At 62.9% G+C, this 18,955-nt stretch carries 11 protein-coding genes; 6 read left to right on the forward strand and 5 right to left on the reverse strand.

The annotated features are described in order from the left end of the window. Positions 1-32 precede the first annotated feature (32 nt). On the reverse strand, positions 33-926 hold the full coding sequence (locus tag ABDK11_RS16610) for a hypothetical protein (RefSeq protein ID WP_346837637.1): 894 nt from the start codon (positions 924-926) through the stop codon (positions 33-35). 262 nt (positions 927-1,188) lie between these two features. Here ABDK11_RS16610 and malT point away from each other — a divergent pair, with 262 nt between their 5' ends. Both malT and ABDK11_RS16620 read left to right on the forward strand, forming a co-directional pair. Next, entirely contained in the window at positions 1,189-3,897 is a 2,709-nt protein-coding gene (gene malT, locus ABDK11_RS16615) for an HTH-type transcriptional regulator MalT (protein ID WP_346837638.1), read from the forward strand. A gap of 177 nt (positions 3,898-4,074) precedes the next feature. Continuing rightward, the gene (locus ABDK11_RS16620) at positions 4,075-5,727 is read left to right on the forward strand and encodes an alpha-glucosidase (protein WP_346837639.1); all 1,653 of its coding nucleotides are present in this window, start codon (positions 4,075-4,077) and stop codon (positions 5,725-5,727) included. A gap of 260 nt (positions 5,728-5,987) precedes the next feature. Here the strand turns inward: ABDK11_RS16620 and ABDK11_RS16625 are convergent, their stop codons facing one another. Next, positions 5,988-6,584, reverse strand: a complete 597-nt coding sequence (locus ABDK11_RS16625; protein WP_346837640.1) for a hypothetical protein — start codon at positions 6,582-6,584, stop codon at positions 5,988-5,990. A gap of 625 nt (positions 6,585-7,209) precedes the next feature. On the opposite strand from ABDK11_RS16625, the gene ABDK11_RS16630 reads away from it, so the two are divergent. Beyond that, positions 7,210-7,890 carry a L,D-transpeptidase family protein gene (locus ABDK11_RS16630; RefSeq protein WP_346837641.1) on the forward strand — a complete coding sequence of 227 codons (681 nt, stop codon included), beginning with the start codon at positions 7,210-7,212 and terminating at the stop codon, positions 7,888-7,890. 56 nt (positions 7,891-7,946) lie between these two features. Here ABDK11_RS16630 and ABDK11_RS16635 read toward each other — a convergent pair whose 3' ends face one another. The 3 genes from ABDK11_RS16635 to ABDK11_RS16645 all read right to left on the reverse strand — a co-directional run bounded on the left by ABDK11_RS16635 (position 7,947) and on the right by ABDK11_RS16645 (position 11,467). Beyond that, positions 7,947-9,359, reverse strand: a complete 1,413-nt coding sequence (locus tag ABDK11_RS16635) for an alanine/glycine:cation symporter family protein (RefSeq protein WP_346837642.1) — start codon at positions 9,357-9,359, stop codon at positions 7,947-7,949. A gap of 87 nt (positions 9,360-9,446) precedes the next feature. After that, entirely contained in the window at positions 9,447-10,505 is a 1,059-nt protein-coding gene (locus tag ABDK11_RS16640) for a LacI family DNA-binding transcriptional regulator (protein ID WP_346837643.1), read from the reverse strand. 206 nt (positions 10,506-10,711) lie between these two features. Continuing rightward, positions 10,712-11,467, reverse strand: a complete 756-nt coding sequence (locus ABDK11_RS16645; protein WP_346837644.1) for a FadR/GntR family transcriptional regulator — start codon at positions 11,465-11,467, stop codon at positions 10,712-10,714. Positions 11,468-11,725: 258 nt separating this feature from the next. Here ABDK11_RS16645 and ABDK11_RS16650 point away from each other — a divergent pair, with 258 nt between their 5' ends. The 3 genes from ABDK11_RS16650 (at position 11,726) to ABDK11_RS16660 (ending at position 18,933) form a co-directional block, all read left to right on the forward strand. Next, positions 11,726-14,170, forward strand: coding sequence for a glycoside hydrolase family 95 protein (locus tag ABDK11_RS16650; RefSeq protein WP_346837645.1), 2,445 nt, complete (start codon positions 11,726-11,728; stop codon positions 14,168-14,170). 54 nt (positions 14,171-14,224) lie between these two features. Next, positions 14,225-17,149, forward strand: a complete 2,925-nt coding sequence (locus ABDK11_RS16655) for a TonB-dependent receptor (RefSeq protein WP_346837646.1) — start codon at positions 14,225-14,227, stop codon at positions 17,147-17,149. 95 nt (positions 17,150-17,244) lie between these two features. Further along, complete coding sequence (locus ABDK11_RS16660) at positions 17,245-18,933, forward strand: DUF5597 domain-containing protein (protein WP_346837647.1); 1,689 nt, start codon at positions 17,245-17,247, stop codon at positions 18,931-18,933. The last annotated feature ends 22 nt before the right edge of the window (positions 18,934-18,955 follow it).

An 18,955-nucleotide genomic window follows, 5' to 3' on the forward strand; every position in this document is an offset into this window, starting at 1 on the left:
GCTAACACCGAAATCTGACAATGTGGCCGGGATTATACCGTGGCCGCCGCGCGAGTTCGCGCCGCCGGCGCGACGGGCCGCGCGCGGGCCTTCTTCAGCACTTCGCGCACATCCGCGAGCAGCTGCTCGTGCACCAGCCCGTTCTCCCAGTAACCGCCGTGGGACACCAGCTGCGGGCCCCAGTGGGACGCATTCCAGTCCGCCAGCGGGCGCGTCTCGTAATCGCGGTACACCGACTGGTTGTAGGACGGTGACAGCGGTTTCAGCGGCCAGCCGAACAGGTCGTCCGGATGGTAGAAGTTCTTCCAGCGGAAGTTGTAGCCGCGCGTGTCGGCGGTCACCGCCTGGATCTGGTCGCGGGCCAGCGCCGCGGTCCACAGCGGATTGGTGGCACCCAGGGTATACCAGTGGCTCAGGGTCTTCAGGCGCAGGAACAGATCGCGCGCCGAGCCCTTGTGCACGCCGCGCGGGCCGCCGTCGCGCCAGAGTCCGTGGTTGATGCTGGGGCGCTGGGCGTCCCATAGATAATTGGACAGGATCGGGCAACCGACCGAGTGGCTGAGCAGTATCACCGGCGCCGTATCGCCGGCCGCCTCTGCCGCGCGCTGCAGCGTCTGGTAGACCGCCTGCTGGGTCTTTTCGTAATTGCCGTCGCGCTGCTGCAGGTCATTCATCTGCGCGGCGCTCTCGGCCATACCGTAGAGCATGAATTTACGCGCGCGCAGGAAGTCCATATCGCGCTTCTGCATGCCCTCGAACACCCGCTCGATATTGGTCTGCAGGTGCCCCTGGCACAGCACTGTATCGCAGTAGAGGCGCGATACATCGTCGCCCAGCCCGTCGCGCAGCGCCGCGAACAACGGCTCGGCGAAACTTTCGTCCACCGCCCCCATGCCCGGCGCCGCCAGGATTACCAAATCGGCCATATTGCCCCCGTTTGCCATTTATTCTCGCCGGCGCACAATCGCCGCGCCCGCCTTTCTTTATAGTTAGGGAACCGCTGAATTGAACGAAACTACCACTTAGACCCCGGTTTGCAAAGAAAACGGCGCCTACTCCCTCTCTAAGCCCCACCGGGGGAGGAGGTCATACCCCTGTCGCCGTGCCACCCTGATGGTGCATAATTGCGTCTGTACAAAAAACACACACAGGACCTGATAGTGGGTCCCAGACGACCAAGTACCAGCGATGCTACTGACTTCCAAATACAGCCTGCCGGACTGTCCCGAGCACACCCTGGCGCGGCCGCGCCTGCTGTCGCTGCTGGACGAGAGCCACAGCGACCAGATGCTGCTGGTCACGGCCCCGGCCGGCTACGGCAAGACCACCCTGATCTCCTCCTGGGCCCTGACCCAGGACAATCCGGTGGCGTGGTTTTCCCTCGACGGCAGCGACAACGACCCGGGCCAGTTCTGCCGCTACCTGGTGGAGAGCGTACACCGCGCCACCGGCAATGGCGTGCCGGAGACCCACAAGCTGCTGGCCGCCCAGCAGCGCCCGGACGTCGCGCTGGTGATCAGCCAGATGCTGGCGGAGCTGCGCGGCCTGCCCAGCGAACTGCGCATCGTGCTCGACGATTACCACCAGATCGATAACCCGGCAGTACACGACGCCACCCGCTTCCTGCTGCGCCACGCACCGGCGGGCATCGGTATCGTGCTGACCAGCCGCAGCCAGCCACCGCTGGGGCTGGCCTCGCTGCGGGTGGCCGGGCGCCTGCTGGAACTGGGCAGCGCCGAAATCGCCCAGCTGCTCAAGCAGCGCCTGCCGTTTGCCCTGGATAGCGACCGCGTGGACCAGCTGCACCAGCTGAGCGAGGGCTGGCCGCCGGCGGTGCAGCTGTTCGCGCTGTCGGTGCGCGACCGCGACGAAGTGGACCGCTACTTTGCCGAACTGGAGCAGGGCCACAGCCATATCCTCGACTACCTGGCCGAGGAAGTGCTGGAGCGGCTGGAGCCGCAACTGCGCGAACTGCTCGCCAGCACCTCCATCCTCACCCGCGTCAACGCGCAATTGGCGGAGCGCCTCAGCGGCCTCGGCGACGGCCAGCAGCTGCTGGAGCAGACCGCGCGCCGCGGCCTGTTCCTGCAGGCGCAGGATTCCAGCCGCCGCTGGTTCCGCTATCACCCGGTATTCGCGCGCTTCCTGCAGCGCCAGCTCACCGACGCCCATCGCCTGCAGCAGCTGCACAGCAACGCCTGCGACACCTGGCTGGAGATGGGCCAGCCGGTGGAAGCACTGCGCCACGCACTGGCCGCCGGCGACGCCGAACGCGCGCAGCAACTGCTCACCACCCAGGGCGAACAACTGCTGCGCGAGGGCCAGAGCCGCCTGTTGATCGACAGCCTCAACTGGCTGGGCGAGGACAAGATCCGGCGCAATGCGCGCTTCGCGCTGATCGCCGCCAAGCTGGCGCAGGAGAACTACGAACACGACCAGTGCGAGAAATACCTCGCCGCCGCCGAGAGCTGGCTGCAGCGCGAGGACCCGGCCCAGTGGCGCGACTTCGAGGGCGCCTTCGCCGCCGCGCGGGCACAGGCCGCGGTCTCCCGGGGATTGACGCTGCAGGCCAAGGAGTACGCCGAGGAGGCACTCGCGCTGCTGCGCGAGGACCAGCGCGGCGACCGCACTGCGGCGCTGCTGGTGACCGGCGAGACCAGCTTCTGCCTGGGCGAACTGGAAGGCGCCAAGGCGCACATGCAGGAGGTGGAGGCCCTGGCCCTGGCCGAACAGGACTACCCCAGCGCCACCTGGGCCATCTGCCAGCAGGCCGAGATCGCCATCGCCCAGGGGCTGATGAAAAAAGCCGCGGCACTACAGCAGCGCGCCCACCGCATGGTCGAGGACCACCACCTGGCCGGCCTGCCAATCTCCGAGTTTATCTGCCGCCTGGGCGGCCAGCTGCAATGGGAACAGGGCGACCTCGACGGCGCCGCCGCCTCCGCCCGCCGCGGCATGCAGATCAACCGCAAGGTCGGCGAACGCTGGCTGCTGCCGGAGTACACGCTGCTGCTGAAAGTGGCCCAGGCGCGCGGCGAGAAAGAGGAATCGCTGGAGTGGCTGGCGCGGGTCAATCGCCTGATGGCCGGCGAGCGCTATCACCGCGACTGGGTTGCCAATGCCGACTCGGCACGCATCCGCGTGTGGCGCGCGCTCGGCGACAACGGCGCCATCGCCGCGTGGCTGGAACAGGCGCAGCCGGTGGCAGACCGCCCCAGCAACCACTTCGAACAATGCCACGGCCGCAACCACGTGCGCGCCATGATCGAGCTGCACCGCTGGTCCGACGCCAACCGCCTGTTGAGCCGCCTGCTGCAGGTGGCGCGCGACTGCGGCCTGGTCACCGACTGCCTGCGCAACCGGGTACTGGAAGCGCGCCTGCTGTGGCTGCGCGAGCGCCGCGACGGCGCCATCAACGCCATCCGCGAGGCGCTCAGCATCTCGGTGGAGCGCGACTTCAGCGCCAGCTTCCTGCAGATCGGCAAACCGCTGATCGTGATCCTGAAGGCCGCGCTCGAAGGCGATGGCGAGAGGGCCGCCCTCGGCGACGCCGAGCGCGACAAGGCCCAGGCGCTGATCCGCCTGGCACAGCAGCAACCGGAACTGGACGGCGGTATCCGCATCGAGCTGGACGAAACCATCATTCGCGAGATTCTCGACAGCGACGCGGTGCCGGACTTCCTGCGCCACTCGCCGCTCACCCCGCGCGAGTGGCAGGTGCTGAACGCCATTCACTCGGGCCTGTCCAACGAGCGTATCGCGCGCCACTTCAAGGTCGCGCCGAGCACCATCAAGACGCACATCCGCAGCCTGTACCAGAAGCTGGACGTAAAAGACCGCCAGGAGGCCATCGCACTGGCCGAGCAGCTGCTGCGCTCGGTGCAGGACCAGCCCTGAGCGGGGGGCGGCGCCGCTCCGGTGAAGCGCCCGCCGCGCCTCGGCACACTCTCCCCCTCACCCCGCTAACCTGTCTTTCCCACCCCCTCCCCCCTCAGCGGGGAGGAGGCAGCGGCCGCCCGCCACCGCCATACTGCACCCTATCCTAATAAGCGCAATCCAATGGACTGTAACCATATGAGCGGTAACACCATCACCGATAACAACGTGGATTGGTGGCGTAACAGCGTCATTTACCAGATCTACCCCCGCAGCTTCTGCGACGCCAATGGCGACGGCATCGGCGACCTGCCGGGCATCACCAGCAAGCTCGACTATGTACAGTCCCTGGGTGTGGACGCCATCTGGATTTCGCCGTTCTTCAAGTCGCCGATGGTGGATTTCGGTTACGACGTAGCCGACTACCGGGATGTTGACCCGATCTTCGGTAATCTTGCCGACTTCGACGCGCTGATCGAAGCCGCCCATGCGCGCGGCCTCAAGGTCATCATCGACCAGATCCTCAGCCACACCTCCGACCAGCACGCCTGGTTCGCGGAGAGCCGCGCGAGCCGCGACAACGCCAAAGCCGACTGGTACGTATGGGCCGACGCCAAGGAAGACGGCTCGGTCCCCAACAACTGGATGTCCAATTTCGGCGGCAGCGCCTGGCGCTGGTGTACCCGCCGCCGCCAGTACTACCTGACCAATTTCCTCAAGGAACAGCCGGACCTGAACCTGCACAACCCGCAGGTGCAGGAGCAGCTGCTGGCCGACCTGAAATTCTGGCTCGACCGCGGCGTCGACGGCTTCCGCCTCGACGCCATCAACCACGCCTTCCACAACCGCTCGCTGCAGGACAATCCGCCGCGCCCGGTGGAACTGGACGAGAACGGCCTGCCGCCGGTCAATACTTACCAGTACCAGTGGCATATCCACGACAAGTCGCAACCGGAAAACCTGGTGTTCCTGCAGCGCGTGCGCCAGCTGATGGACGGCTACCCGGGCACCGTGACCATGGGCGAGGTCGGCGACGACAACACCCACAAGATCATGGCCGAGTACACCACCGAAAACCGGCTGAACATGGCCTACTCGTTCGACCTGCTGGACGACAAGTGCAGTGCCGCTTTCCTGCGCGACACCTTGGACAAGAACCGCGCAGTGATCGAAAAAGGCTGGCCCTGCTGGTCGATCAGCAATCACGACGTGCCGCGCTCCTTTACCCGCTGGAACAAGGGTTTCGACACCGAGCAAGCCGTGGCCCGTGCCCACCTGTTCCTGCTGATGCAACTGACCCTGCGCGGCAACGTATGCCTGTACCAGGGCGAGGAACTGGGCCTGCAGGAAGCGGAGATCGCCTTCGAAGACCTGGTGGACCCCTACGGCATCAATCTATGGCCGGAATTCAAGGGCCGCGACGGCTGCCGCACGCCGATGCCGTGGAGCAACGGCGGCGAGATCAACGCCGGCTTCTCCAAGGTCAAGCCGTGGCTGCCGGTGGCGGAAGACCACTATCACAAAGCGGTGAGCGTGCAGGAAAAAGACAGCCATTCGATGCTGAACCAGTTCCGCGCGCTGATCGACTGGCACAAGGGGCTGCCGGTGGAAATCGCCACTGCCGCACAGGAAATCCTGCCGACCGGCGACGACCTGCTGGCCTACTACCGCCGCAGTGGCAACGAACAGCTGCTGGTGGTACTGAACCTGGGCCACAACGCCGCAACCTTCGCGCTGCCGGCGGAATTTACCGCCGCCGAAGACATCACCCCGGCCGGGTTTGCCGGCACCGTCGAGAGTGGCGAACTGCAACTGCCGGTGGCCGCTGCGCGGGTACTGCGCCTGGTTTAATGGCAAGAATTGAACAGAGAAAGTTTGTAACCGTTTAGAAGTGCCCCGGCCCTGAACCGCCATTCGTCAGCCGGGGCGCTTCGCTCTCACAGCGCGTCTGTAGCGCCTGTTTTTGTTTGCTCTCTCCTCCTGAGCTTAAGCTTGTTGCCGGCCTCGCGCCGGCTTTTTTCTGCCTGCCGAAAATGGGTAGCGGCAATGCCAGATGGGCATTTCTCCAAGGAAACCATGCCCGACTTTCACAAACAAAAAAACAAGCCTCCTCAAGATGGGGGATTGGAACACCAACTGCACACCGCGTAACCCGTCATATTTGGATAAATCTGAGCGATAAAATCCCGTAAAAATCCGCTGAAATTTCCGCCCCTCACCGCACAAGCTCCATTGTTTGGATCGTACAGAACTAATGTTCCGCTAGGGAATCTCCATACACCGATCGCATGCCCTGTACCAGCATCGGGATATAACACAAAGATGTGTAAACCATCGCGATTAATCTGCGGGTCATTGAGCAGATATCTGGCCGGATCGCTGGCAGAAATACTTTCCCTGATATCGGACTTCCACCAGAAATTTTTTTTGACAACATGCAGACCCTTATCGTAAACAGTATTGAACCCTCGCCAACCAGCTTCCATCTCGCTCTGCATCTTGAGCGCTGCCACTTTGTTAGGGGTACCACTTAGCGGGCTCTTCTTTGAAGTATCTTGCGCAAGCCACATCATCACTAATGCCAGACATACGCCTTCGTAGTTAGTAATTAAGGGGCCGCTTAGAAAGTTAGAGATATCATCTTGCGCGGATAAAAAGACCGTCTCTCCCCCGTGGTCTGCTGCAATCTGTGAAAAAGATTTCGGCATCGTCCTTCTCCCGATGGGTTGTCAGTACACGAAAATTAACTTTATGGACTTCCCCAAATTTATGCGTATCAGACCGTTCTCAATCACCTACGCGCCACCGCCCAAGTCCAATTGGTACAAATAACATAGATAACCGCCGCCCCGGGGGCACCGGATTTCCATGGATATTACCGCCGGCAATCGTATAGCACAAAACAGCGGACGCAGACCGGCCCCGGCACCAGAATGCGCAGGACTGGCCGCGCTGGCAGGCCGCAATCGACTTGCGTGATGTGGCGCCGCGCAGGAGACGCGAGTCTTGGCGCGGGACAAAAAAGTCGAAGAATCCGGACACGCGCTTGCGCATTTCGCTCTATCGGGATTTTCAGTCATACCCAAACGATGTAAGAGCACTTTTTTGCGCACCCTACCATCGTGGGCACTTGTTGCGGTTGCAACCGCTGCGAGCCCATTCTGCGGCGAATGCCGGGACACACCGACATGCTGCTTTGGGGAAAATCACTGCCTGTCGTCGCGTCGCCAAGACGTGAGGGAGCCTTTTGCCCCGCGGAAGCGCGCGCATGGGTCACTGCTCGCAAGCTGTCGTTCATGTAACGGCGGTGTCTGCCTAGAAGAGAGGTGTGCAATGCAAAACCAAGCTTCAATACAGAGGAAACCTTCGCTGCTGAAAAAGTGTCTCGCCGCAGGCGCGCTGCTGCTTGCCGGCACCACAATGCTGGCACCGGTGGCCGATGCGCGGGACTATCCCAACCCCTATAACAATCCATACACCAACCGCTCCAACAACTCCTACTACAACCTCAACTCCAACGCAGTGCCGCCTTACGCCCGCGACCGCTCCATGTACGATGGTTCGGCCTGGTGGCGCCGCGACGTCGTCGGCGGCGCCTCGTATATCAAAATCGACCTGAGTGAACAGAGGGCGTATTTTTACAAGGGTGGCCGCCTGGCCGGGGTTTCACCGGTGTCCACGGGTATGGCCGGCCATCGCACCCCCACCGGTAACTTCCGTATCTCCGAGAAGGAGATCAACCACGAGTCCACGCTGTACGGCCACTATGTGGATCGTCGCGGTTACGTGCTGAGAAGCAATGTGGATGTGCGTCGCGATCGCAGACCGCCCGGTGCTGTTTTTCGCGGTGCGTCGATGGACTTTATGATGCGGGTCAACGGCGCGGTGACCATGCACGCGGGTCGCGTGCCCGGCTACCCGGCCTCGCACGGCTGTATCCGCCTGCCCTGGCATATGGCGAAAATATTCTTCGCCAACGCAAGGGTCGGCACCAAGGTATCGGTCGTGCCGTGATCACGGCGCCAACAAAAAAGCCGGGGCACTGCCCCGGCTTTTTTGTTGGCGGAAAATCAGCCCGCCGACTTCTGCACTGCAGTGGCACTCTGTTGCCGCTCCAGCCCGGTAAAGTAATCGTGCGCGGCTCGATTGACGCGCCCGGCCAGCAACAGTGTGGATATCATCGTCGGTATCGCCATCACCGCGTACATGCCGATAATAATATTGTTGACCGCATTCAACGAGGCCACGGCGCCCACCACAATCAGGAGGATATAGACCGCGGTATACAGGCTGCGGTAGCGGGTGCCGAACAGGAACACAAAACACTTCACGCCGTAATACCACATGGTGACGATGGTGCTGAACGCCAGCGGTACCACCATCAGCAACAACAGCAGCGGGCCGACTGCGCCGAATACTTCGGAGAAAGCATCGGCGGTCAGGGACACCCCTTCGATGCCCTGGCCGTGCTGCCACGCACCGGTGAGCAGGATGACCAGCGCCGTGCAGGTGCAGATCAGCAGTGTATCGATAATCGGCCCGGTCATCGCCACCACTCCCTCGCGGATCGGCTCCTGCGTCTTGGCCGCGCCATGGGCCAGGGACTCCGTGCCGATACCCGCTTCATTGGAGAAAGCACCGCGGCTGATACCGGTGGTGATCACGGTACCCAGCGTGCCGCCGACCACGGCCTTGCCGCTAAACGCATCGCTGAAGATCTGCCCGAAGGCCACCGGCACTTGGTCCCAGAAATAGCCGATCACCACCAGCGTCAGCGCCAGATAGAACAGCACCATGCCCGGCACGATGCGCACCGCAAACTTGCCGATGCGCTCGATGCGCCCGACGATGACCGCCGCCGCGCACACCGCCAGTACCGCACCGACGACAAAGTTGAACGACAGCGCGCTGTCTTCACTCACCCAGCCCAGCGGCACCGCGAAAGACTCGCGCAGCAGCTGCACGGTCTGGTTGGACTGGAACACCGGCAGCGCGCCGCACAGGCCGGCCACCGCAAACAGTAGTGCCAGCGGCATCCATTTGCGCCCCAGCCCCTCGCGAATCACATACATGGGGCCGCCCTGCAGCTCGCCGGCGGCATCGCGGCCGCGGTACATGACCGCAAGCGATGCGGTGTGGAACTTGGTGGCCACCCCCACCAGCGCCGTCACCCACATCCAGAAGATGGCACCGGGGCCGCCGGTGGTGATCGCAATCGCCACGCCGGATATATTGCCGAGCCCCAGGGTACCCGACAGCGCCGTGGACAGCGCCTGGCGGTGCGGCACCTGGCCGGGATCGTCCAGGTTGTCGTATTTGCCACGCAACAGGGCGATGCTGTGGCCCAGGTGGCGATAGGGCCGCCCGCGCGAATAAATCAGCAGAAACAGCCCACCTCCCACCAGCAACACCAGCAGCGGTGTTCCCCAGACAAAACTGGCAAAGGCGGCGAGAGCGGAGTCGATAGCGGCAAGGACAGACATAGGGCGATCCGGTTGATCCGTGGAGTATCAAACCGGTTATGCTCGCCCAATGGCGGGAAAATCTCAAATCGCGGCGATTTGCCCGGTTCAAGTTGCGCTGTGGGGCGGCGGTGCGTCGGACTGGCGCTCCACCAGGGTAAAATCCAGCAGCTGATGGCGGCACTCCTGCGCCTCGCCGTCGCGCTGCGCGCGGATCTTCTCCACCAGCAGGTCCACCGCAGCCCGCGCCATCGCGAGGATCGGCTGGTGGATGGTGGTCAGTTCCGGCCAGATGGTTGTGGCCAGGGCGGTGTCGTCGAAACCGCAAACGGTCAGGTCGGCGGGCACGTCCAGGCCGCGGCGGTGGGCGATGGCCACGGTCGCCGCGGCCATATCGTCGTTGCTGGCGAAGATGGCGGTGGGCCGGTCGTCGAGCGCCAGCAACTGGTCCGCGGCCCCCAGCCCGGAGCGGTAGGTGAACAGCCCCTTGGCAATCAGCGCATCGTCGTCCGGCAGGCCGGCTTCGCGCAGGGCATCGCGGTAGCCCGCCAGGCGCCGGCCACTGGCCACCTGTTTGTCGTCGCCGGTGATAAAGCCGATACGACGGTGACCGAGTTCGGCGATATACCGGGTCATGGCGTGGGCCGCACTGTAGTCGTCGATACTGATCGCCGAAGTCTGGTCGCGGGCGCACTCGGAGGCAATCGCCACTGCCGGTGTGTCGCTGCTGCGCAACAGTTCCCGGATCTGCGGCAGGTCCGACAGCGGCGGCGTCATCAGCAATCCTTCGACACCGCCGGCCATCAGGCGCGCCGCCAGGGATTCGGCATCCCGCTCACTATCGCACTTCTCCACCACCAGCTGCGCATTGTGGCGGCTGGCCTGCTCCAGGCCCCCGACCAACAGCTCGCTCAGGTAAGCGGCACTGGGGTTGCTGTAGAGCAGACCGATGATGATCTGGTCGGCACTGGCGAGACTGCGTGCAGCGCGATTGGGCGTGTAACCGAGGGTTTCGATCGCCGCCTGAACGGATTCGCGCGTCTTCGCGCGCACGTTGTTCTCAGCGTTAATCACCCGCGATACCGTCATCGGCGAAACACCGGCGGCGCGGGCGACGTCGCTGATGGTGGGGGCATTGCGCTGGCGGCGACTCTGTCTCGGTTTCACGGTCACATTGATCTGAACGGCTGTCGATGCGGCTTATGATCTCCCCAAAGGTTGCGGTAAAGCAACATCTGCCGCCCGTGCGGCGAAAGCTCCGGGCCGGCTCGAGGAAGCGGTTGATCGACAGGCGACCGCCGCGCCGGACCTGCACATCGCCGATGGTGAGCGGCGGGTGCAGAAACTGCGCGAGTATCGAAATGGAATATCAGTTATTCAATCCCGAGGGCACCGGCGCGCGCCCCGGTACCTTTCTGCGCGCGCTCGGTCAACTCGCTTTCGATCAGCGCGAGGGCCTCGTTCTGCATCGCGGTAGAGGCTTCCCGCGCTGCGGCAATATCGCCGCGGGCGATGGCATCGAAGAGTGTCTTGTGATTCTGGTAACTGGCCATCTTCACCCCCTTGATACTGTTGGTAAAACGGATACTCACCCGCAACGCTGTCTCGATAAAACTGCCCAGCTGTATATAGAAGGCATTGTTAGTGGCATTGAGTATGCTGATATGGAAGGCAATGTCCGCCTCCACCGGATCGCTGAATCCCCCCTCCGCATCCTTCATTCGCTTTAACGCCGCGTCGATCGCCTCGACACTTTCCCTGTCGCGGTCCGCCGCCGCCAGTGCGGCCGCTTCTTTCTCAATGGCCATACGCAACTGCAGAAATTCCCGCAGCATTTCCAGCGTGGGGCCGGAATGCAGTATCCAGCCCAGCACATCCGAATCGAACAGGTTCCACTGGGAGCGCGGTTGCACGCGGATCCCCTGGCGCGGGCGCGAGGTAATCAGCCCCTTGGCGGTGAGCATTTTGATCCCCTCGCGGGTGGCACTGCGGCTGATGCCGTACTCGTCACACAGGCCAGACTCCGACGGCAAGCCCTCGCCACTCTTGTAGCGGCCACCAGCGATGGCGGCACCGAGGTTGTGTACCAGTTGCTGGGTAAGATTGCGTCCGCTGTGCTGTATATCCACGATTCAGAACCTGGCTGTTTGATTAATATGATAAATCGTCGTGACCGCAGGCATTTACCCCCCGAAGGGGAGGGTGAGGGGCGACGCCACTGCTTCCAGACACAATTAGCATATAATTGTTATAAATATTGTAAACGTTTACATTGGGTGGTAACTTGAGTCGCAAATAAGTTGGCGGGCATCCCGCCACCGGGCGGCAGGCCGATATAGAGACGCATCCCGCCCGAGAGAATAATCGATAAATAACGACACGTAGCGATGAGCCATACCGTCCTCAACACACGCACCCGGTTGTGCCGACTGGCCTGCCTGGCGCCCCTGCTATGCGCCGCCAGTGCCTCGGCCGCGGCGCCGCTGCAGTTGTGGTTCGATCACCCGGCCGGGGATTGGGAGCGCGAGAGCCTGCCGATCGGCAACGGCGCTCTGGGTGCGGCCGTACAGGGTGGCATCGCTACCGATATCCTGCAGTTCAACGAAAAGACCCTGTGGACCGGCGGCCCCGGCGCCGCCGGCGGCGGCTATGATTTCGGCGTGCCGGCCGGACCGCAACGCGAAGCGCTGAGCCAACTGCGCGACGAGATCACCCGGAACGGGCACGTGGCCCCCGAGCGCGCCGCCGCCGAACTGGGCCGCAAGGTGCACGCCTATGGCAATTACCAGAGTTTCGGCGCGCTGCAACTGCAGTTTCCGACACAGGAAAAAGCCACCAACTACCGCCGCCAGCTGGATCTGGATGACGCCGTCGCCCGGGTCAGTTACGACGCCAACGGTATCCACTATACGCGCGAATACCTGGCCAGCTATCCGGACGGTGTGATCGCCGTACACCTGAGTGCCGACCGCACCCACAGCATCAACTTCACCGCCGGCCTGGACATTCCGGCCAACCGCAGTGCCGACATCTCAGTTGCCGGCAGTCGCGTCACGGTCAGCGGCAAACTGAACGATAACGGACTCTCTTACGAAACCCAGCTGCAGGTGATTGCCGAGGGCGGCAGCGTGCAGCGCAGCGACGACGGTATCCGGGTCAGCGGCGCCGATAGCGCCACCCTACTGCTCGCGGCCGGTACCGACTACGCCGCGCACTATCCGAAATATCGCGGCGTGAACCCACACCGCGCCGTGCAGGCTCGCGCGGACCAGGCCAGCCACAAGCGCTGGCCGGCCCTGCTGGCCGATCACCGCGCCGACTACCGCGCCCTGTTCGATCGCGTATCCCTGGCCCTATCCAAACCGGCCCAGTCGACCTCAGGCAACGGCCGGGTCCGCGCCGCGCCCCCCATCGACCAGTGGCTGCAACACTACCCCAGCGGCAACAGCCGCTCCGACCGCGCCCTCGAAGCCCTGTATTTCCAGTACGGCCGCTACCTGTTGATCAGCAGCTCCCGCGCCGGTTCCCTGCCCGCCAACCTGCAGGGGGTTTGGAACCATTCCGCCACACCGCCGTGGAACGCCGATTACCACGCGAACATCAATCTGCAGATGAACTACTGGCCGGCGGAGGTCACCAACCTGGCCGAAACCACTGCACCGCTGTTCGATTTCGTCGACAGCCTGCAACAGCCCGGCCGGGCCGCGGCACAAAAGCTGCTCGGCGCGCGCGGCTGGACCATGTTCCTCAACACCAACGTGTGGGGCTTCAGCGGTGTCATCGACTGGCCCACCGCCTTCTGGCAGCCGGAGGCCGGAGCCTGGCTGGCGAGCCACTACTACCAGCACTACCTCTTCTCTCTCGACGATAACTTCCTGCGCGAGCGCGCCTATCCGGTAATGAAGGGCGCCGCCCAATTGTGGCTGGACACACTGGTCACAGACCCGCGCGACGGCAAGCTGGTGGTCACCCCCAGCTACTCACCGGAACACGGCGACTTTACTGCCGGCACCGCCATGTCCCAGCAGATTGTCTACCAGCTGCTGCGCGATACCCGCGATGCGGCCCTGCGTCTCGGCGACGGCAACTTTGCCGAACAGCTCGGCGAGACCCTGGATAACCTCGACCCGGGCCTGCGTATCGGTCACTGGGGTCAACTGCAAGAGTGGAAGCAGGATCTGGACGATCCGCAGGATCATCACCGCCACGTTTCGCACCTGTTCGCACTCTTTCCCGACGATCGCATCAACCTGACCACGCCGGCACTGCTCGACGCCGCGCGCACCTCACTCAGCGCTCGCGGCGATGCCGCCACCGGCTGGAGCCGCGCCTGGAAAGTGGCGCTGTGGGCGCGGCTGCACGACGGCGACCACGCCTACCGCATCCTGTCCGCACAGCTGCGCGAAAGCACCCTGCCCAACCTGTGGAGCAGCCACCCGCCGTTCCAGATCGACGGCAACTTCGGTGCGACTGCGGCGGTGGCGGAAATGCTGCTGCAATCCCAGCGCGGTGTGGTGCAGCTGCTGCCCGCCCTGCCGGCCGCCTGGCGCGACGGTGAAGTGCACGGACTGCGCGCTCGCGGCGATATCAGCGTGGATATGCAGTGGCGTGACGGCAAGCTGCAAAGCGCGCGCCTGCACTCGGGACGCGACGGCGAAATCCGGCTCGAGCTGCCCAATAATGTAAACGTTTTCACTCTTCGCCGGATTGGCGATAACAAAATTCTCAGCCTGCGCGATAACGCGAAAATAACAGCCTTCAGCGCCCGGGCCGGAGAGAGCTACCTGTTGACTTCAGGCGAACAGCCGGTCGCGCAGGAAGCGGTTTTATAGCGGTAAATGAAGGTGTCTTTAGGTACATTAATCAACCTGTGATGGGAGAAGAAGATGAGCGAGAACAATAACAGCGCTTTTGCCAGAAAAAGGCTGTCGCACTTTATTCAGCGAACCACCGGCGCTATTCGCTTGGCCTCGGGCATATCACTGATGGCTGTGAGCGCCCTGGCTGCAGCTCAGGACGACGAGAAAAAAGACAGCAATGCCGACGCGAGCGTCGAAGAAGTGGTAGTAACCGGTCAGCGCGCCAGTATCCTGTCCGCGCAGTCGATCAAGCGCGATGCCACCACCATCGTCGACTCCATCGTTGCCTCCGATATCGGCAAGCTGCCGGACCGCAGTATTTCCGAAGCCCTGCAGCGGGTACCCGGCGTGACCGTGTCCCGCTACGACAACATGAGCGACCCGGAGCACTTTGCCGGTGAGGGTGCCGGCGTCGCAGTGCGCGGCCTGAGCCAGGTGCGCGCCGAGCTGAACGGCCGCGACATCTTCTCCGCCAGCGGCGGCCGCAGCCTCAGCTTTGACGATGTACCAGCAGAGCTGATGGGCGGTGTCGACACCTACAAGAGCCCGTCTGCCGATATGATCGAGGGCGGTCTCGGCGGCACCGTGAACCTGCGCACACGCATGCCGTTCGACAGCGACGAACAACTGGTCAGCTTCACCGTGAAAGGCAACTACGGCGATATGATCGGCGAGACCAACGGCGAGTATTCGGGCCTGTACAGCGACCGCTGGCAGACCGGTATCGGCGAGATCGGCCTGCTGGTGGACGTCTCCTCTTCGGACCTGTCCAGCCGCGCCGACAACGTCTACACCCGCGCCTTTTTTGCCCGCGACGATATCGAAGACGGCAAGACCGTCTACGTTCCGCGCGGTGTCGACTGGCGCCGTAACGACTACCAGCGCAAACGCAAAGGCGAGTACCTGGCCCTGCAGTGGGCACCCAACGACGATATCGAAGCCTTCGCCACCGCGTTCCGCTCCGAGCACGATCAGCGCTGGGACGAAGCCGGTTTCTTCACCGATACCGGTGGCGGCCTGGGCCTGTTCCTGCCCACCAAGGGTGCGGATGACTGGACCTATAACAGCAACGGCGTGATGCAGTCCGGCACCCTCACCACCGCCCAGGGCAACGGCGTACCCTTCGGTACCAGCACCCGTTACTCGTCCAACAACTCGGTAACCACCGACTTCTCTGCCGGTTTCGAGTGGCAGGCCACCGAACGCCTGTCGATCAAGAGCGACCTGCAGTACGTGAAATCCACCGCGACCACCGAAGACTACACTCTGGGCCTGGTCACCTACCCGGACTCACTGTCGGTCAAGGGTCTGAGCGGCACTCCGTCCATTTACGTGGACGACGCCTTCCTAACCGATTACAGCAATTACAGTTATGGCCAAATGCAGTCGCTGCCGTCAGATAACGAAGCGGAGTCCAAGGCTCTGCGCGTCGACGCCAAGTACGATTTCATCGACAGCCTGGTGACCTCGGTGCAGGCCGGTGCGCGCTTCAGCGACAAGTCTACCGACAATCGCGAGAGTGCCAGCTGGGCGGCGCGCTACCAGCCGTGGCAGCTCGGCTGGCTGTTCCCCACCGCCAAAGATATTCCCACCATCAGCAACCCGTCTGATCTGACCGAATTCTCCTACGGCGACTTCCAGCGCGGCGACGTCAATGTGCCGGGTATGGCCTACCTGATCGACCCGTCACTGCTGAGAAACTTCCGCGCCTCCACCGACCGCATCACCGCCAATACCCCCAACGGCTGTTGCGGCCTGGATTGGGACAATGCGCTGAATCTCGACCTGGCCGACAATATCAACACCCAGGACGAGAGCACCCGCGCGGCCTACGTGCGCGTCAATTTCGCCATCGACGACCTGGCGCTGCCGATCGACGGTAACGTCGGCGTGCGCTACGTTCACACCGCCAACACCGCCCACGGTCAGCTGCGCTTCCCGACCTTCACCGTTCCGGGCGCCACCGAGCAGCCGTTCTACCAGCCCGACAGCCCCTACGATGCGGAAAACAGCTACAACAGTGTGCTGCCGAGCCTGAACCTGCGCCTGCACGCCAGCGACAACCTGGTGGTGCGCTTCGCCGCGTCCCAGGCGATCTGGCGCCCGGCGTTTACCGACATGAAGGCGCTGATGAGCATCGCCGCCAACTGGAAAGACGGTGTCACCCCGCCGACGGACGCCTCCGCTTTCGACCCGAGCATGCTGTACTTCTCGCTCAATTCCGACGGCAACCCCTACCTGGAGCCGATGAAGGCCAACCAGTTCGACCTGTCGGCGGAATACTACTTCGATGACAACGGCGGCATGGCCCACGTGGCACTGTTCCGCAAGGATGTATCGGACTTCTTCCGCACCGCCACCGGTACCGACAGCATCGAAGGCTTCGACGTCGTCACCAGCCGCACCGAAAACGTCGGCACCGCCAAGATCAACGGTGCGGAAATCGGCCTCACCAAGTTCTTCGACTTCCTGCCGGCCCCGTTCGACGGCCTCGGTGTCCAGGCCAACTACACCTATATCGACAGCAGCACCGATGTGCCGGACGAAGTGAGCCCGGTCAACACCGACGGCTCCAGCTACGGCGACATGCCGTTCGAGGGCCTGTCCAAAGACAGCTACAACCTGGTGGGGATGTACGAGAAGAACGGCTTCTACGCCCGCCTGGCCTGGAACTGGCGCAGCAAGTACCTGGTAGCGGTCGGCCCCAACGGCTGGAACGGTGTCGACAACGACGTTACCTGGCGCCTGCCGGTGTACAACGACGACTACGGCCAGCTGGATGCGTCCCTCGGCTACGACATCAATGACAATGTCTCGGTCAATTTTGAGGCTTCCAACCTGACCCAGGAAAACACCGAAGGCCTGATCGACCAGGGCAAGATGGGCATGCTGCACGCCTACACCTACTCCCAGGATGTGCGCTACGCAGCCAGTGTCCGGGTGACTTTCTAAGCCCATCAGAAAGCGCGCTGCCTCCCCGTGGGGTAGCGCCTGTGTGCGCTTGCGGGGCTCGCCAGAGCCCCCTTTTTTCAGGAAGTACAGCACCGATGAAAAAACTAATCCGCAAAACAGTCCCCATCGCCGCCGCTCTGCTGCTCGCCAGCCAAATACCGGCAGCCTCGGCCAAGCCGATTCCGCAACTGGTGCAGAAAAGCGGCCGCTACGCGCTGATGGTCGACGGAGCGCCCTACCTGATTCTCGGCGCCCAGACCAATAACTCCTCCAACTACCCGGCGGCATTGCCGAAAGTATGGCCGGCCGTAGAAAAAATGCAGGCCAATACCCTGGTCATTCCAGTGGCCTGGGAGCAGGTCGAGCCGGCGGAAGGAAAATTCGATTTCTCCTTTGTCGACACCCTGCTGAAGCAGGCCCGCGCGCGCGACAAGCGCCTGGTGCTGCTGTGGTTCGCCACCTGGAAAAACAACGCCCCCCACTATGCGCCGGAGTGGGTCAAGCTGGACAACCAGCGCTTTCCACGCGTGATCACCAATGAGGGCAAAACCCTAAATTCCCTCTCGCCACTCTTCCAGCGCACGCTCGACGCAGACAAGCGGGCCTTTGTGGCGTTTATGCAGCACCTGAAAAAAGTCGACCGCCAGCGCACCGTGATCATGGTGCAGGTGGAAAACGAGGTGGGCACCTATGGCTCCGCGCGTGACTTCTCCGCCGCGGCGGAAAAAGAATTTCAACAGCCGGTACCGGACCAGCTGCGCACCGATCTGGGCCGCGACAACAGCGGCAGCTGGGCTGAAGTATTCGGTAAACACGCCGACGAAACCTTCCACGCCTGGCATATCGCCCGCTACGTCAACGAAGTTGCCGCGGCCGGCAAGGCAGTCTACCCACTGCCGATGTATGTCAACGTGGCGCTGCGCAACCCATTCAATCCGGGCAAGGCCGGCCAGTACTCCAGCGGCGGACCCACCGACAATATGATCCCGGTGTGGAAGTCCGCCGCGCCGGATATCGACCTGATTGCGCCGGACATCTATTTCCGCGACCACAAGACCGCCACGCGCGTGATGGACCTGTACAGCCGCAACGACAACCCGCTGTATATCGCCGAGATCGGCAACGACCAGCCCTACGCGCGCTATTTCTTCGACACCCTCGGCCACGGCGGTCTCGGCTTCACTCCCTTCGGCATGGATTACACCGACTACTCCAACTACCCGCTGGGCGCGAAAAAAACTGACGACGAAATTGCCAACTTCACCGAGCTCTACAGCCTGTTCGGCCCCATGGCCAGGGAGTGGGCGCGCATCAGTTTCGAACACCCGGTGTGGGGCGTATCCGAACCGGTGGACACAGAGGGTTCGGACAAGAAGTTGTGGAATGCCGAGGGCAGCGAGAGCGACGCCGGGGAGAAAAACCCCGAAGACTACACCCAACGCATTGACCTGGGTGACTGGACTGCGGAAGTCACTTATGGCCGCCCGGCCTTCTGGATCCACCCGCCCAAGGGCAACACCCCGTCCTCCGGCGGCGCCGTGATCGCCGAGCTGGCAAAAAATGAATATCTGGTCACCGGCCTGCGCACCCGTGTGACTTTCTCCCCCAGCCACAAACTCGAAGGCAGGCAGTTCGTGATCGACCGGGTGGAAGAAGGCCACTTCGACGACGGCAAATGGGTTTTCGAACGGGTCTGGAACGGCGACCAGACCGACTGGGGGCTGAATTTCTCCAGCAATCCCCACGTACTCAAAATCAAGCTGGCCAGCTACAAGACCGAATAACGTTCAAGACATCGAGAACCGG

The sequence above is a fragment of the Microbulbifer sp. SAOS-129_SWC genome (assembly GCF_039696035.1).
Classification (GTDB): Bacteria; Pseudomonadota; Gammaproteobacteria; order Pseudomonadales; family Cellvibrionaceae; genus Microbulbifer.

Coding starts and splice junctions, on each gene's coding strand:
- ABDK11_RS16610 (WP_346837637.1), bottom strand. CDS start 926: ATGGCCGATTTGGTAATCCTGGCGGCGCCGGGCATGGGGGCGGTGGAC.
- malT (WP_346837638.1), top strand. CDS start 1,189: ATGCTACTGACTTCCAAATACAGCCTGCCGGACTGTCCCGAGCACACC.
- ABDK11_RS16620 (WP_346837639.1), top strand. CDS start 4,075: ATGAGCGGTAACACCATCACCGATAACAACGTGGATTGGTGGCGTAAC.
- ABDK11_RS16625 (WP_346837640.1), bottom strand. CDS start 6,584: ATGCCGAAATCTTTTTCACAGATTGCAGCAGACCACGGGGGAGAGACG.
- ABDK11_RS16630 (WP_346837641.1), top strand. CDS start 7,210: ATGCAAAACCAAGCTTCAATACAGAGGAAACCTTCGCTGCTGAAAAAG.
- ABDK11_RS16635 (WP_346837642.1), bottom strand. CDS start 9,359: ATGTCTGTCCTTGCCGCTATCGACTCCGCTCTCGCCGCCTTTGCCAGT.
- ABDK11_RS16650 (WP_346837645.1), top strand. CDS start 11,726: ATGAGCCATACCGTCCTCAACACACGCACCCGGTTGTGCCGACTGGCC.
- ABDK11_RS16655 (WP_346837646.1), top strand. CDS start 14,225: ATGAGCGAGAACAATAACAGCGCTTTTGCCAGAAAAAGGCTGTCGCAC.
- ABDK11_RS16660 (WP_346837647.1), top strand. CDS start 17,245: ATGAAAAAACTAATCCGCAAAACAGTCCCCATCGCCGCCGCTCTGCTG.